Raw genomic sequence first — 13,872 nt, forward strand, 5'->3', positions numbered from 1 at the left:
GTCGAATCGGCCAGGTGCAAATCAGCGATTGTTCCCTCCCAGGGCGCCGGTCAGGCCGCCGAGAACGCCGCCCAGTCCGCCGCCAGTCCCGGTGGCAGTGCCACCGTTGACCAGTCCGCCGACTGCTGTGACCGTGTTGCCCACCGTAGTGACGGTATTGCCGACCGCGGTGACGACAGGATTGGCATTGGTGCTGGCAATCGTGTTGCCGAGATTGCCGACGGCGCCGCCAACCTGGCCGGTGAGGCCGGCGACTGGAGAGCCGAGCCCGGTGGCGGCACCGACATTCTGGGTCAGGCTGGTGACCGCAGTGGTAACCGGTGCAAGTCCGGCACCCAAGTTGTTGCCCAGGGTGGCCAGTGGAGTGGTCGGGCTGGTGATCGGCGAGCCCGAGCCGCCGAGCACGGTGTTGAGCGAGGCCACGGTGTTGCCGGCCGCTGCCAGCACGCCACCGGGTGCGGCGAGAGTGCCATTGCCGTTGCTCAAGCCGGCGCCGACGTTCACGACTGCGCCGCCGACGGTTTGCAGCAAGCCATTGTTGCCCAGACCACCACCGACGCCCGTTCCCGAACCGGTGCCGTTGGCGACCAGTCCACCGGCCTTGCCGACAGCGGTGCCGACATTGCTCAAGGCACCGCCGACAGTGTTGGTCAGGGCGTTGCCGTTGCCGGCGTCGGTGACTTTGTCGCCTACTCCATCGACGGTGCTGCCGACTTTCTGCAGCAGGCCGTTGACGGGAGCACCCAGCCCCGTAGCGCTGCCGAGTTTGTCCGTGGTGCTTTCGACCATGGCAATCACCGGCACCAGTTTGCTGCCCACTTCTTTGGTAACCGAGCCGAGCGGGCCGGTGGTGGTAGCGGTGCTGAGCGTGTCACCGAGCATGGTGACTTTTTCACCGACTCCGTTGAGCAGTGGAGCGACTTTGGTCACCACACCGCCGACCACTGGAACGCTGCCGGTGGCAGTCGCCAGTTTGCCGCTGAGGTCGGACACGCCGTTGCCCACATCCTGCACCACGCCGCCGACAGCCGAAGCGGTGACGCCCAGACCGTTGTCGGTGGTCGCCAGTTTGCCGATGCCGTTGGCTACGCCGTCGCCCAGCGTGGTCACCACGTTGCCGGCGGTTTTGGCGGCACTTTGCACCACGCCACCGACAATCGGCACGCCGCTCAGGGAGTCGCCGACCTGGCCGACACCATCGCCGACGCCGCTGACGGTATTCCCGACGTCCTGCACCAGTGTGGTGGTAACCAGAGGGGTCGGAGTGCTCGGATTGGTTGGGTTGGTCGGATCCGTCGGGTTGGTCGGATTAGTTGGATTGGTCGGATCTGTCGTCCCTCCAGTGCCACCAGTACCGCCAGTGCCTGCGGTATCTCCGGTACCACCGGTGCCACCGGTGCCGCCAGTACCCGCAGTCGAACTGTCGGGGGAAGAACTGTCGGAGCTGCTGTGATGACCGCCGCCGCCACTGCTGCAACCGGCCAGACCGAGAGAGAGAATAAGGGCCAGTGCTGTTGCCGACTTGCACCACGCCTGAGCTTTCATGTGGGTTTTCATGAGGGTTATTCCTTGCACCTGTGACAACGTTCGTTGACTTCGACGGCTCGCCGGTTCTGTTGCCGGCAATGCCTTCGTCCGTTGTGCTCATATCAGTCGCAAGGCTGGATCCACGCCATTCTCAAGTTGGTATTAACGCCTTTATGCAGGGGGCGGCGAGTGCCGCCTAACGACTAATACCGAGGATATAGGCGCGCAAAAAAAAGCCTTGAAAATCAAGGCTGGGTTTCGGCGAGGGACGTTTGTGCGGCGCGGGAAAACTTAAGTGATATATACACAATTGAGCAGGTTTTCCCGGCCTCGATGTCAGGCTACCGGCTGCCAGTTGCCCACCATGTGCTCCAGATCCCCGGCGCCGATCAGGCGTAACTCACCGCTGGAACCGGCCGCGCTGGCGAACAGGCTCACCTCGCTCGGCAGGCGCACCGGTTTGCGAAAATGCACGGTGACCTCAAGGTTGGCCTTGGGCAGATGATCCGCCAGTGCCGCCAGCGTCCGGGCCTTGTTCCACAAACCATGAGCGATGGCGGTTGGGAAACCGAACAGTTTGGCGCTGGCCGCACTCAAGTGAATCGGGTTGTAGTCGCCGGAGACTTTGGCGTACTGCCGGCCGATGTCTGTCGGCGCCTTCCATTGCGCCACTTGCGCGAGGGGCAGCGTCGGCTCCCAGGTCTGTTCGACCGGGTCGCCTTCGAGCTTCACGCCACGACAGAGCATCCGGCTTTCGGCTTCCCACAACGGGCCGAGTTGATCGTCGAGGGTGGTCAGCAGATCGAAGGTCGCGCCCTTCGGATGCGGTTGCAGGTTATGCACCCGGACGCTGACTTGTGCGCGACTGATCCCGCCCATCGGCCGCAATACGCGGATGCGGTTGCTCAGATGAATCAGCCCCAGCAGCGGAAACGGAAACTCCTTGGCCGTCAGCAATTGCATCTGCAGGGCGAACGCCAGGATATGCGGATAGGTCGGCGGCAGCAGGCCGTCATCGGCGAAACCGCAGACCTTGCGATAGGCCGCCAGCCGTTTGCCATCCACCTCGACGGCGCAACGCAAACCGCTGTCGAGCAGGGTGGTGCCGGTGATCTTGCGTCGGGTCGCCGCCCGGGCATACAGCCCCGGCAGGCTCGGCTCGTGGTGCAGCGTTTGCCATTCGATGGTCATGTTCAGGCCCCCAGCACACTTTGGCCGCACACCCGCAGCGCTTGCCCGGTGAACGCGCCGGTGCCCGGTTGGGCCAGCCAGGCCACGGCTTCGGCGACGTCTTGCGGCAAGCCACCCTGGCCCAGCGAACTCATGCGCCGTCCGGCTTCACGCAGGCCGAACGGGATGTGCGCGGTCATCTGGGTCTCAATGAACCCTGGCGCCACGGCGTTGATGCTGATGCCGCGTTCGAGCAATGTCGGCGCCCAGGCCTGGGCCAGCCCGATCAGCCCGGCCTTGCTCGCCGCGTAATTGGTCTGCCCGCGATTGCCGGCGATGCCGCTGATCGACGCCAGCAGGATCACCCGCGCGTTATCGCGCAGGGTGCCGCTGTCGAGCAGGGCCTTGGTCAGCACTTGCGGGGCGTTGAGGTTGACCGCCAGCACCGCGTCCCAGAACTCGGGCGTCATGTTGGCCAGGGTCTTGTCGCGGGTGATGCCGGCGTTGTGCACCAGAATGTCGAGGCCGTCCGGCAACTGTTCGATCAGTTGCGTAGCGGCGTCTTCGGCGCAGATGTCGAGGGTGATGGCGCGCCCGCCGAGGCGAGCGGCCAGGGCTTCGAGATCGGTTTTCGCGGGCGGCACGTCGAGCAGGACCACCTCGGCGCCGTCACGGGCCAAAGTTTCGGCGATGGAGGCGCCGATGCCGCGCGCCGCGCCGGTGACCAGCGCCTTGCGCCCGGCCAGCGGGCGGGTCCAGTCGGTGAAATGAGTGGCGCAGGCCGTCAGACGAATCACTTGCCCGGACACGAAAGCGCTTTTCGGCGAGAGGAAAAACCGCAGCGGCCCTTCGAGCTGATCCTCGGCGCCTTCGCCCACGTAGATCAGTTGCAGCGTGCCGCCGCTGCGCAGCTCCTTGGCCAGTGAGCGGGAGAAACCTTCAAGCGCTCGTTGCGCGCTGGCGGCAAACGGTTCGCGCAGGGTTTCCGGGGCGCGGCCGAGAATCACCAGGTGCGCGCTGCTGTCGAGGTTCTTCATCAGCGGCTGGAAGAATTCGCGCAGCTGCTTGAGCTGGTCGGTGTGCTGCAAATCGCTGGCGTCGAACACCACGGCCTTGAGTTTCGGGCCATGGCCGGGAATCCATTGGGTGGCAGTTGCCGGCTGGTCGCCGTAGCGGTAGATCGCGTCGGTCAGGCGATTGGCGAATGCACTGACCCGTTCGGCCAGCGGCCCGCCGCCGATCAGCAGCGCACCGTCCACCGGCCGCAGGCGCCCGGCCTGCCAGCGTTCCAGCCGCACCGGCGACGGCAGGCCCAGGGCCCCGACCAGACGGTGGCCGATGGACGAGTTGGCGAAGTCGATATAGCGGTCAGACATGGAACGCTCTCCAGAAGATGGGGTTCAAAGTGTGGACTGCGAAGGGCAATCAATCGTTCGATCCACGCAATAAGGCCTACGCTAGAACAGCAGAGTAGTTTGCCCTCGGCGCTTTTGTGGCCCGACCGGGTTTTCAGCGCTCGATTTTCAGACCGGATATTTCACAAGGAGCATTTCATGAGTCAGCTGCGCCGCGTCGCGATCATTGGTGGCAACCGCATTCCGTTCGCCCGTTCCAACGGGCCGTATGCCACCGCGAGCAATCAGGTGATGCTCACCGCCGCCCTCGAAGGCCTGATCGAACGCTACAACCTGCACGGCCAGCGCATCGGCGAAGTGGTCGCGGGGGCGGTGCTGAAATTGTCACGGGATATGAACCTGACCCGCGAATGCGTGCTCGGCTCGCGCCTGTCACCGGCGACCCCGGCCTATGACATTCAACAGGCCTGCGGCACCGGCCTGGAAGCGGCGTTGCTGGTGGCAAACAAGATCGCCCTCGGCCAGATCGATTGCGGCATTGCCGGCGGCGTCGACACCACGTCCGACGCGCCGATCAGCGTCAGCGAAGGCCTGCGCAAGATCCTTCTGCAAGCCAACCGCGCCAAGACCACCGGCGACAAGCTCAAGACCTTCCTGCAATTGCGCCCGAGACACCTGATCCCCGAGTTTCTGCGCAACGGCGAACCGCGCACCGGCCTGTCGATGGGCGAGCACTGCGAGTTGATGGCGCAGACCTGGAACATCCCCCGCGAGGAACAGGATCAATTGGCCTTCGAAAGCCATCACAAACTGGCGGCGTCCTACAGCGAAGGCTGGCACAACGACCTGATGACCCCGTTCCTCGGCCTCACCCGCGACAACAACCTGCGCCCGGACCTGACCCTGGAGAAACTCGCGACCCTGAAACCGGCCTTCGAAAAAAGCGCCAAGGGCACGCTGACCGCCGGCAACTCCACGCCGCTGACTGATGGCGCCTCGGTGGTGCTGCTGGGTAGCGAGGAGTGGGCGAAGGAGCGTGGTCTGCCAATCCTCGCGTATCTGCGCGACGGCGAAGCGGCGGCGGTGGATTTCGTCAACGGCGCCGAAGGGCTGCTGATGGCTCCGGTATATGCGGTACCACGGTTGCTGGCGCGCAATGGTTTGACCTTGCAGGACTTCGACTACTACGAAATCCACGAGGCCTTTGCTGCGCAGGTGTTGTGCACGTTGAAGGCCTGGGAAGATCCGGAATACTGCAAGACCCGGCTCGGGCTGGACGCGCCGTTGGGGTCGATTGATCGTAGCCGTTTGAACGTCAAGGGCAGCTCGCTGGCGGCGGGGCATCCGTTTGCCGCGACGGGCGGGCGGATCGTGGCGAACCTGGCGAAGTTGCTGGATGCGGCGGGGCAGGGGCGGGGGTTGATTTCGATTTGTGCGGCGGGGGGGCAAGGTGTGACGGCGATCATCGAGCGCTGAAAGAACAAGAATCCCCTCTCCCAAAGGGAGAGGGGATTCCAAAGGTTACTCAGGTACGGAACCGCCGCACCAACCCATCCAGCTCATTCGACAACCCCGCCAGACTCTGCGAATCCAGCCGCGCCGAATTCGCCAGCTCCGCCACCAGTTGCGCATCACCATGAATCTGGCTGATGTGCCGATTGATGTCCTCGGCCACCTGATGCTGCTCTTCCGCCGCAGTCGCAATCTGCGTGTTCATGTCGCGAATCACATCCACCGACTCACGAATCTGCCCAAAGCTCTCCCGCGCCTCGCCAATGCGTGCCACCGATTGCTGCGACACATCAAGGCTGGCGCGCATCTGCTGAGTCACCGCGCTGGTGCGTTTGGCCAGGTTGCCCAGCAGCCCGTCGATTTCCGCCGTCGAATCCGCCGTGCGTTTGGCCAGTGCGCGAACCTCATCGGCCACCACCGCAAAACCACGGCCTTGCTCACCGGCCCGCGCTGCTTCGATGGCCGCATTGAGCGCCAGCAGGTTGGTCTGTTCGGCGATGGAACGGATGGTGCCGAGGATCGACTGGATGTCGTTGCTGTCGCGCTCCAGTTGTTGCATCGACTGCGCCGACTGCTCCAGTTCCTGGCTCAGTTGATCGACGCTGTGCACCGCCGCATCGATCTGCTGCTGACCTTCGCGGGCCTGGCGCTGGCCGCTGTCGGCCGACTCCGCTGCCTGGCTACAAGAGCGGGCGACTTCGTTGGCGGTGGCGACCATTTCGTGGAACGCGGTCGAGACCATGTCCACCGCTTCGCGCTGGCGTCCGGCGGCTTCGGCCATGTCGCCGGAAACCCGGGTCGAACTCTGCGAAGTGGCGAGGATTTTCCCGGCCGCGCCGCCGATGTGCTGGATCAGGCTGCGGATCGCGGTGAGGAACTGGTTGAACCAGTTGGCCAGTTGCGCGGTTTCGTCGCTGCCACGGATGTCGAGGTTCTTGGTCAGGTCGCCTTCGCCCTGGGCGATGCCTTCCAGACCGCTGGCCACGCTGCGGATCGGCCGCACGATGAGGCTGGCGAAACTGGCGCCGACCACGGCGAAGAACACCGCCAACACCGCAGCGATGATTGCGATCAGCCAGGTCAGTTGAGTGGCCGAACTCATTACGTCGTTCTGTTTGATCAGGCCGATGAAGGTCCAGCCCAGTTGCTCCGAGGGCCAGACGTTGGCCATGTAGCGTTCGCCGTTGAGCTCGATGTCAACCAGGCCTTTGCCGGCCTTGGCCAGTTGCGCGTAGCCGTCGCCGAGGCTGTCGAGTCGTTTGAAGTTGTGCTCCGGTTGCTTCGGATCGACCAGCACCGTGCCGGTGTTCTCCATCAGCATCAGGTAACCGCTTTCACCGAGCTTGATCTGTTTGACGATCTCGGTCAGTTGCTTGAGCGACACGTCAATGTTGACCACGCCACCCTGGGCGCCCAACTGGTTGGCGACCGCGCGCACGGTGCTGACCAGAACCGCGTCGTCGCCGGCCCAGTAATAGGCCTCGGTGCGCAGGGTCTTGCCCGGGTTGGCCATGGCGGTCTTGTACCACGGGCGGGTGCGCGGGTCGTAGTTGGCCATCTTTGGATCGCCCGGCCAGAAGGCATAGCCGCCGCTGTTCAATCCATAGGACACGTAGGAGTAGGCCGGGTGGGATTTGGCCAGCCCTTCGAACAGTGCAAACAGTTGCTTGTCGATCTCGCCATCGGAGGTATCGGCGGCGTTGGCGCTCATGCGGCTGCGAACGCTGCCGTCGGCGTTCTTCACCAGCGGTTGCGTCGCCAGGTAATCGACGTTCTGGCTGATGCCGTCAAAGAAAAGCTGCATGGCGTTGCTGACCTGACGGATCTCGCGCCCGCTGCTGTCGACAAAATCGTCCCGGGCATCGCTGCGCAGGTTCAGTACAACCAGCGTGGCGACCAGCACCACGGGCAAGCAGGCGATGATTGCAAACGCCCAGGTCAACTTCTGTTTGATGTTCATCCGCGCTCCAGATTTTCTTGTAGGCCCACGCAGTGCAGATGACTCGCGGTTATTGGCAGCCGAAAAACGTTGTTTTCCACCCGTTTCCTTGAGTGCGACATCGAAGATTTTTTTGGAACGATTGTCGGACAAATTCCTCTGTCTCTGAGGAATTCGGCTGCCGGAGGGGGAAATTGAGGCCGGAAGAGAAAATTCTTACGAGCTGCGTGCAACGGGATGTCAGATTCTGTCGCAAATGCCCTCAAGTCCTGTCGCCAACAACCTCGACAGCCTCGGCTATGATTCGCAGCGGCCGATAAAGCGGCGGATCGGCCCGGTTTATCCGGCACAGTGTGTGCATCCACAGGTTCACAGGTCGGCAACCCCTCCCCGTGATGCGAGGATTGCCGTATAACGAATGACATTCGCGTGTTTGGTAATAAAGGACCCACAATAAAAGCTGATGAAGACTCCAAAACGCATTGAACCCCTGATCGAGGACGGTCTGGTCGACGAAGTGCTGCGTCCACTCATGAGTGGCAAAGAAGCAGCTGTTTATGTGGTGCGCTGCGGCAATCAGTTACGTTGCGCAAAGGTCTACAAGGAGGCGAACAAACGCAGTTTCCGCCAGGCGGCCGAGTATCAGGAAGGCCGCAAGGTTCGCAACAGCCGACAGGCCCGGGCGATGGCCAAGGGGTCGAAATTCGGTCGCAAAGAGACCGAAGACGCCTGGCAGAATGCCGAGGTCGCGGCGCTGTTTCGTCTGGCCGGCGCGGGTGTGCGAGTGCCCAAGCCCTACGACTTCCTCGACGGCGTGCTGTTGATGGAACTGGTGGCCGACGAATTCGGCGATGCCGCCCCGCGTCTGAACGACGTGGTGCTGGAGCCGGATCAGGCCCGCGAATATCACGCGTTCCTGATTTCGCAGATCGTGCTGATGTTGTGTACCGGTCTGGTGCACGGTGACCTCTCGGAGTTCAACGTGCTGCTGACACCGACCGGCCCGGTCATCATCGACCTGCCGCAAGCGGTGGACGCCGCCGGCAACAACCACGCGTTCAGCATGCTCGAGCGTGACGTCGGCAACATGGCTTCGTATTTCGGCCGCTTTGCTCCGGAGTTGAAGAAGACCAAATACGCCAAGGAAATGTGGGCGTTGTACGAAGCGGGTACGTTGCACCCGGCCAGCGTGCTGACCGGCGAGTTCGACGATCCCGAGGACCTGGCCGATGTCGGCGGGGTGCTGCGCGAGATCGAAGCGGCGCGTCTGGATGAGGAGCGCAAGCAAGCCATCCGCGCGGCGGACGACGAACCCAAGGGCAAGTCCGACGAACCGCCTCCGCCACCGTGGATGCAGTGAGCATCTGAAAAAGAAAACCCGGCTTCGGCCGGGTTTTACACATTCAAGGATTGATTGTGACCACCACTTCCCGCAATGCCCGGCTGATCATTACGGCGCGGCTGATTTCCGATTTCGGCGCGTTCCTGAACATGGTGGCGCTGGCCACTTATGTTTACCTGCTGAGCAACAGCGCGATGAGCGTGGGGATTTTTCTCGCCAGTCGCGTGGGCGGCGGGATTTTCGCCAGCCTGATCGGCACCGCGTTTTATCGTCGATGCAGTGGCCGTCTGCCGTTGATTGCCTTCGATCTGCTGCGCGCCGCTGTGCTCGGATTGTTGCTGATCGTGCCGGTCAGTCAGCAGGCGTTGTTGCTGCCGCTGATCGCGTTCGGCCTGGGCTTAGGCAATTCGATGTTCGCCATCGGCCTCAACAGCCAGTTGCCGCGCTTGATCGAGCCGGCGCAGTTGCTCAAAACCAATGCCTGGATCACGTCCGCCTCGTCCATGGCGATGGTCGGCGGCAGTCTGGTGTCCGGGTTGCTGGTCGCCGGGTTTGGTTTTGAAACGGTGTTCGCGCTGAACGCGGTGACCTATCTGTTGGCGGCGGTATTGATTGCGCCACTGCGGTTCAGCGCACCGGACCCAGTGGCCGAATCCAGCGCTAAACAGGGTGAATGGTCGGCATTGCTGCAAGGCCTGCGCGGCGCTCCCGTGGTGGCGGCGATGCTCGCTGTCACGATGGCCGACACCTTGGGGAGCGCTGCTCACAACGTCGGTTTTCCGATCATCTCCAACCTGCTGACACCGGACTCGGCGAGCACCACGCTGGGCCTGATGCTCGCGGTGTGGGCCGCCGGCAAGCTGCTCGGCGCGCGGATCGCCAGTCGCCTCAACGGCTCGGAAAACATCCATCTGGAGCGCCGCTATTTCGGCGGTGTGCTGCTGATGTCCTGCGGCTTCATCCTGATGTTCCAGCAGCACAGCGTCGTCGGCCTGTTGCTGTTTTCGCTGCCGGCCGGATTGGGTGACGGATTCTCGGAAGTCGGCCTGATGTCACGGCTGCAACGGGAACCAGAACCCCTGCGCCTGCCGATCTTCAGTTTCCTGACGCTGTTGCAGATGACCGGGTTTGGCGTCGGCATGCTGATCGCCGCACCGTTCTATTCGTGGTGGGCGCCGGGTGCCGTGGTGCTGCTGTTCCACGGCATTCCTCTCGCCACAGTGTTGTCGATGAAAATCCTGCTGCTCAGGCGCGAGCGGGTTGCGCGCAGCAGCCCGACGCCAGTTTCTTGAGGATCGGGCAGTCCGGGCGATGGTCGCCGTGGCAGTGCTCGACCAGATCCTGCAGGGTGTCGCGCAGTTCGCCGAGTTCGCGGATCTTCTGATTCAGCTCGTCGATGTGCTGGCGGGCCAGGGCCTTCACATCGGCGCTGGCGCGCTGGCGATCCTGCCAGAGTGTCAGCAGCTTGCCGACTTCCTCCAGCGAGAAACCCAGGTCCCGCGAGCGCTTGATGAACGCCAGCGTGTGCAGGTCATCGTCGCCGTAGACGCGATAGCCGCTGTCGGTGCGATGGGCGGCTTTAAGCAGACCGATCGACTCGTAATAACGGATCATCTTCGCGCTCAGGCCACTGTGGCGGGCCGCTTGGCCGATGTTCATCGGTTGTCCTCCAGATCCTCGGGTTTCCAGGTTTTCAACAGTAGCGCATTGCTCACCACGCTGACGCTCGACAGGGCCATCGCCGCGCCGGCCAGCACCGGATTGAGGAAACCGAACGCCGCCAGCGGAATGCCGATCAGGTTGTAGACGAAGGCCCAGAACAGGTTCTGCCGGATCTTCGCATAGGTCTTGCGGCTGATCTCCAGCGCGGCCGGCACCAGCCGAGGGTCGCCGCGCATCAGGGTGATGCCGGCGGCGTGCATGGCCACGTCGGTGCCGCCGCCCATGGCGATACCGATGTCGGCGGCCGCCAGCGCCGGTGCGTCGTTGATGCCGTCGCCGACCATGGCCACGACCCCGGTTTTCTTCAGCTCGGCGACAGTGGCGGCTTTCTCCGCCGGCAGCACTTCGGCATGGACGTTTTCGATGCCCAGCGCTTCGGCGACCACCCGGGCGCTGCCGCGGTTGTCGCCGGTCAGCAGGTGGCTGTGGATATGCTGGGCCGCCAGTTGTTGCACCGCGTGCAGCGCGCCGGGCTTGAGGGTGTCGCCGAAGGCGAACAGACCGAGTACGCGGGGCTGCGGACTTTGCTCGATCAGCCACGACAGCGTGCGGCCTTCGGTTTCCCAGGCCTTGGCGGATTCGCTCAGGTTTGCGGCGTTCAGACCGCTTTCTTCCAGCAAGCGCCGGTTGCCCAGCGCCAGGCGCCGACCGTCGAGGCTGCCGGCGATGCCGCGCCCGGTCAGGGACTGGCTGTCGCTGACATCCGGTACGTTCAGACTGCGTTCGGCACAGGCATCCAGCACGGCTTTGGCCAATGGGTGTTCGCTGCCGCGTTGCAGTGCGCCGGCCGCTGTCAGCAGGGCGTTTTCGTCACCGTCGATCGCACTGAAATGCGCGATGCGCGGCGTGCCGGAGGTCAGGGTGCCGGTCTTGTCGAACACCACGGCGCTGACTTCATGGGCACGTTCCAGGGCTTCGGCGTCCTTGATCAGAATCCCGTGCCGAGCGGCCACGCCGGTGCCGGCCATAATCGCGGTCGGTGTCGCCAGACCAAGGGCACACGGGCAGGCGATTACCAGCACCGCGACGGCGTTGATCAACGCGGTTTCCAGCGGCGCGCCGTACAACCACCAGCCGATCAGCGTGGCCAGGGCCAGTAGTAACACGGTCGGCACAAACACCTGACTGACTTTATCCACCAGTTTCTGGATCGGTGCTTTCGCCGCCTGAGCGTCCTCCACCAGACGGATGATCCGCGCTAGCACGCTTTCCGCGCCGAGCGCCGTGGTGCTCACCAGCAAGCGACCTTCGCCATTGATTGCCCCGCCGGTGACCTTGTCGCCCGGCTGTTTGGGTACCGGCAGGCTTTCGCCACTGATTAACGCTTCGTCAGCGTGGCTTTGGCCTTCCAGCACTTCGCCGTCCACCGGGAAGCGTTCACCGGGTTTGACCAATACGAGGTCACCGAGGCGCAGGGCGCTGATGGCGACGTCCTGTTCGCGGCCATCGATGACTTGAATCGCCCGCTCCGGGCGCAACGCTTCCAGTGCGCGGATGGCGCTGGCGGTCTGGCGTTTGGCGCGGCTTTCCAGGTATTTGCCGAGCAGCACCAGAGCGATGACCACCGCCGAGGCTTCGAAATACAGGTGCGGCATGCGCCCGGCAGCGGTCGCCCATTCATAGAGACTCAGGCCATATCCGGCGCTGGTGCCCAGCGCTACCAGCAAGTCCATGTTGCCGGCGCCGGCGCGCACAGCTTTCCACGCGGCCACATAAAAACGTGCACCGAAGATGAATTGCACCGGGGTCGCGAGGGCGAATTGCGCCCAGGCCGGGAGCATCCAGTGAATGCCGAACGGTTGCAGCAGCATAGGCAGCACCAGCGGCAAGGCGAGGGCGATGGCGCAGATCAACGCCCAGCGTTCATGGTTCAGACGTCGCTGGCGATTGTCTGTTTGCGGGTGTTCGAGTTCGAAGAGACTGGCCGAATAACCGGCCTTGCTCACGGCGGCGATCAGGGTTTGCGGGTCGACCGCGCCGAGCAACTCCAGATGAGCGCGTTCGTTGGCGAGGTTGACGCTGACGCTTTTCACCCCCGCAACCTTGTTCAGGGCGCGTTCGACGCGACCGACGCAGGAGGCGCAGGTCATGCCGTCGATGTTCAATTCCACGGTGTGCTGCGGCACGCTGTAACCGGCGCGTTCGACCGCTTCCATCAGCGCCGGCAGGCTGTTGCCGGGGGCCTGCACCCGGGCCTGTTCGGTGGCGAGGTTGACGCTGACGGCACTGGCGCCGCTGACTTTGCTCAACGCCCGCTCGACACGACCGGCGCAACTGGCGCAGGTCATGCCGCTGATGGGCAGATCGAACGTGATGGAATCGGACATCGGTCGTACTCCCTGTAGTGGATGCCTACAGGATCAACCTTGCCATGCTGGCAAGGTCAAGCGCCAGTTTCCCCTTCCGGCTACCCGCTACCGCTCGCCCGCCCGATCGTTCCCACGCTCCGCGTGGGAATGCAGCCGGGGACGCTCTGCGTCCCAAAGCGTGACGCAGAGCGTCACAAGAGGCATTCCCACGCAGAGCGTGGGAACGATCAGCGCGATCAGAGGGAATCAGTAACCGAGGCCGGTCGGCTTGAGGTACATGCCTTCCTGGTTCATCGCGATGCGGAATTTCAGGATGTCGCCGGCATGCAGTCTGATCTCCTGCGAGCCCGGCGCGAGCATGCCGGGGTTGCAGCCCGGCATTTGTCCCGGCAGCAGTTTCAGGCGCAGCGAGACATTGCCCGGCGGCAGGTTGAACGACGTGCTTTGCTCCTGGAACAGGCGCGCCGACAGTTGATCCTGGATGTACACGCCGATTTCGCACGAAGTAGCGACTTCCAGGCGCTCGCGGGAAATGATCAGCACCCCGTAATCTTCCCGGCGGCATGCACCGAAGGGATCGCGGCAAAGAGGCTGAGAAAGCCAAACAGGCTGAAAGCTGACCAGCGCATGGCTGAATCTCCTGAATTCATGTCATTGATGCATGCAGCTTGGCCGAGCGCGGCGACGATTGCCAGCCCGGCAGTTTTTTGCAGAACTTGACCTTGCCATCGTGGCAAGCCCGAAACTGCCGGCAACCTCACTCAAAGGAGTCATTCCATGCAAGTGTTCACTGTTGAAGGCATGTCCTGCGGTCACTGTGTCAAAGCCGTCACTCAGGCGGTGCAGAGCAAGGATCCGGCCGCCAGCGTGCGGGTCGATCTGGCGGCGAAGGAAGTCGGCGTCGAAAGTGCGTTGAGTCCCGAGCAGGTCATCGAGGCGATCAGCGAAGAAGGTTATGCGATCAAACTCGCCTGAACTTTTTAATAGTTAGCGAGC

At 63.3% G+C, this 13,872-nt stretch carries 10 protein-coding genes and 2 pseudogenes; 4 read left to right on the forward strand and 8 right to left on the reverse strand.

Translation table 11 applies throughout. From position 1 onward, the window contains the following. Positions 1-21: 21 nt before the first annotated feature. The 3 genes from LOY31_RS03350 to LOY31_RS03360 all read right to left on the reverse strand — a co-directional run bounded on the left by LOY31_RS03350 (position 22) and on the right by LOY31_RS03360 (position 4,073). On the reverse strand, positions 22-1,545 hold the full coding sequence (locus LOY31_RS03350; RefSeq protein WP_258713585.1) for a collagen-like triple helix repeat-containing protein: 1,524 nt from the start codon (positions 1,543-1,545) through the stop codon (positions 22-24). Positions 1,546-1,863: 318 nt separating this feature from the next. Continuing rightward, entirely contained in the window at positions 1,864-2,718 is an 855-nt protein-coding gene (locus tag LOY31_RS03355) for a MaoC family dehydratase (protein ID WP_258712823.1), read from the reverse strand. 2 nt (positions 2,719-2,720) lie between these two features. After that, positions 2,721-4,073, reverse strand: coding sequence for a 3-oxoacyl-ACP reductase (locus LOY31_RS03360; RefSeq protein WP_258712824.1), 1,353 nt, complete (start codon positions 4,071-4,073; stop codon positions 2,721-2,723). Positions 4,074-4,250: 177 nt separating this feature from the next. Between LOY31_RS03360 and LOY31_RS03365 the strand changes: the two genes are divergently transcribed. Next, positions 4,251-5,528 (forward strand): acetyl-CoA C-acetyltransferase, encoded by a 1,278-nt coding sequence (locus LOY31_RS03365; protein WP_258712825.1) that lies wholly within the window; start codon positions 4,251-4,253, stop codon positions 5,526-5,528. A 49-nt stretch (positions 5,529-5,577) separates the two neighbouring features. On the opposite strand, the gene LOY31_RS29425 is transcribed toward LOY31_RS03365, so the two are convergent. Together LOY31_RS29425 and LOY31_RS29430 are read right to left on the reverse strand one after the other, a co-directional pair. Next, entirely contained in the window at positions 5,578-6,345 is a 768-nt protein-coding gene (locus LOY31_RS29425; RefSeq protein WP_371850984.1) for a methyl-accepting chemotaxis protein, read from the reverse strand. A gap of 90 nt (positions 6,346-6,435) precedes the next feature. Next, positions 6,436-7,524 (reverse strand): annotated as a pseudogene (locus LOY31_RS29430) (cache domain-containing protein); the annotation flags it as partial. A 442-nt stretch (positions 7,525-7,966) separates the two neighbouring features. Here LOY31_RS29430 and LOY31_RS03375 point away from each other — a divergent pair. Together LOY31_RS03375 and LOY31_RS03380 are read left to right on the forward strand one after the other, a co-directional pair. Further along, entirely contained in the window at positions 7,967-8,863 is an 897-nt protein-coding gene (locus tag LOY31_RS03375) for a PA4780 family RIO1-like protein kinase (RefSeq protein WP_007958482.1), read from the forward strand. A 56-nt stretch (positions 8,864-8,919) separates the two neighbouring features. Then, positions 8,920-10,137: an MFS transporter gene (locus LOY31_RS03380; RefSeq protein WP_258712826.1), complete on the forward strand. Its 1,218-nt coding sequence runs from the start codon at positions 8,920-8,922 to the stop codon at positions 10,135-10,137. On the opposite strand, the gene cueR is transcribed toward LOY31_RS03380, so the two are convergent. From cueR to LOY31_RS03395, 3 genes and pseudogenes are all read right to left on the reverse strand, one after another. Continuing rightward, the gene (cueR, locus tag LOY31_RS03385) at positions 10,091-10,504 is read right to left on the reverse strand and encodes a Cu(I)-responsive transcriptional regulator (RefSeq protein WP_258712828.1); all 414 of its coding nucleotides are present in this window, start codon (positions 10,502-10,504) and stop codon (positions 10,091-10,093) included. The genes LOY31_RS03380 and cueR overlap by 47 nt on opposite strands. After that, on the reverse strand, positions 10,501-12,894 hold the full coding sequence (locus tag LOY31_RS03390) for a heavy metal translocating P-type ATPase (RefSeq protein ID WP_258712829.1): 2,394 nt from the start codon (positions 12,892-12,894) through the stop codon (positions 10,501-10,503). The genes cueR and LOY31_RS03390 overlap by 4 nt, the downstream gene beginning before the upstream one ends. Positions 12,895-13,122: 228 nt before the next feature. After that, positions 13,123-13,505: pseudogene (locus LOY31_RS03395) on the reverse strand (hypothetical protein). 148 nt (positions 13,506-13,653) lie between these two features. Between LOY31_RS03395 and LOY31_RS03400 the strand changes: the two are divergent. Further along, positions 13,654-13,851 carry a heavy-metal-associated domain-containing protein gene (locus LOY31_RS03400; RefSeq protein WP_085609267.1) on the forward strand — a complete coding sequence of 66 codons (198 nt, stop codon included), beginning with the start codon at positions 13,654-13,656 and terminating at the stop codon, positions 13,849-13,851. The last annotated feature ends 21 nt before the right edge of the window (positions 13,852-13,872 follow it).

The organism is Pseudomonas sp. B21-021 (genome assembly GCF_024749205.1).
In the GTDB taxonomy this organism is placed as follows: domain Bacteria; phylum Pseudomonadota; class Gammaproteobacteria; order Pseudomonadales; family Pseudomonadaceae; genus Aquipseudomonas; species Aquipseudomonas paraglycinae.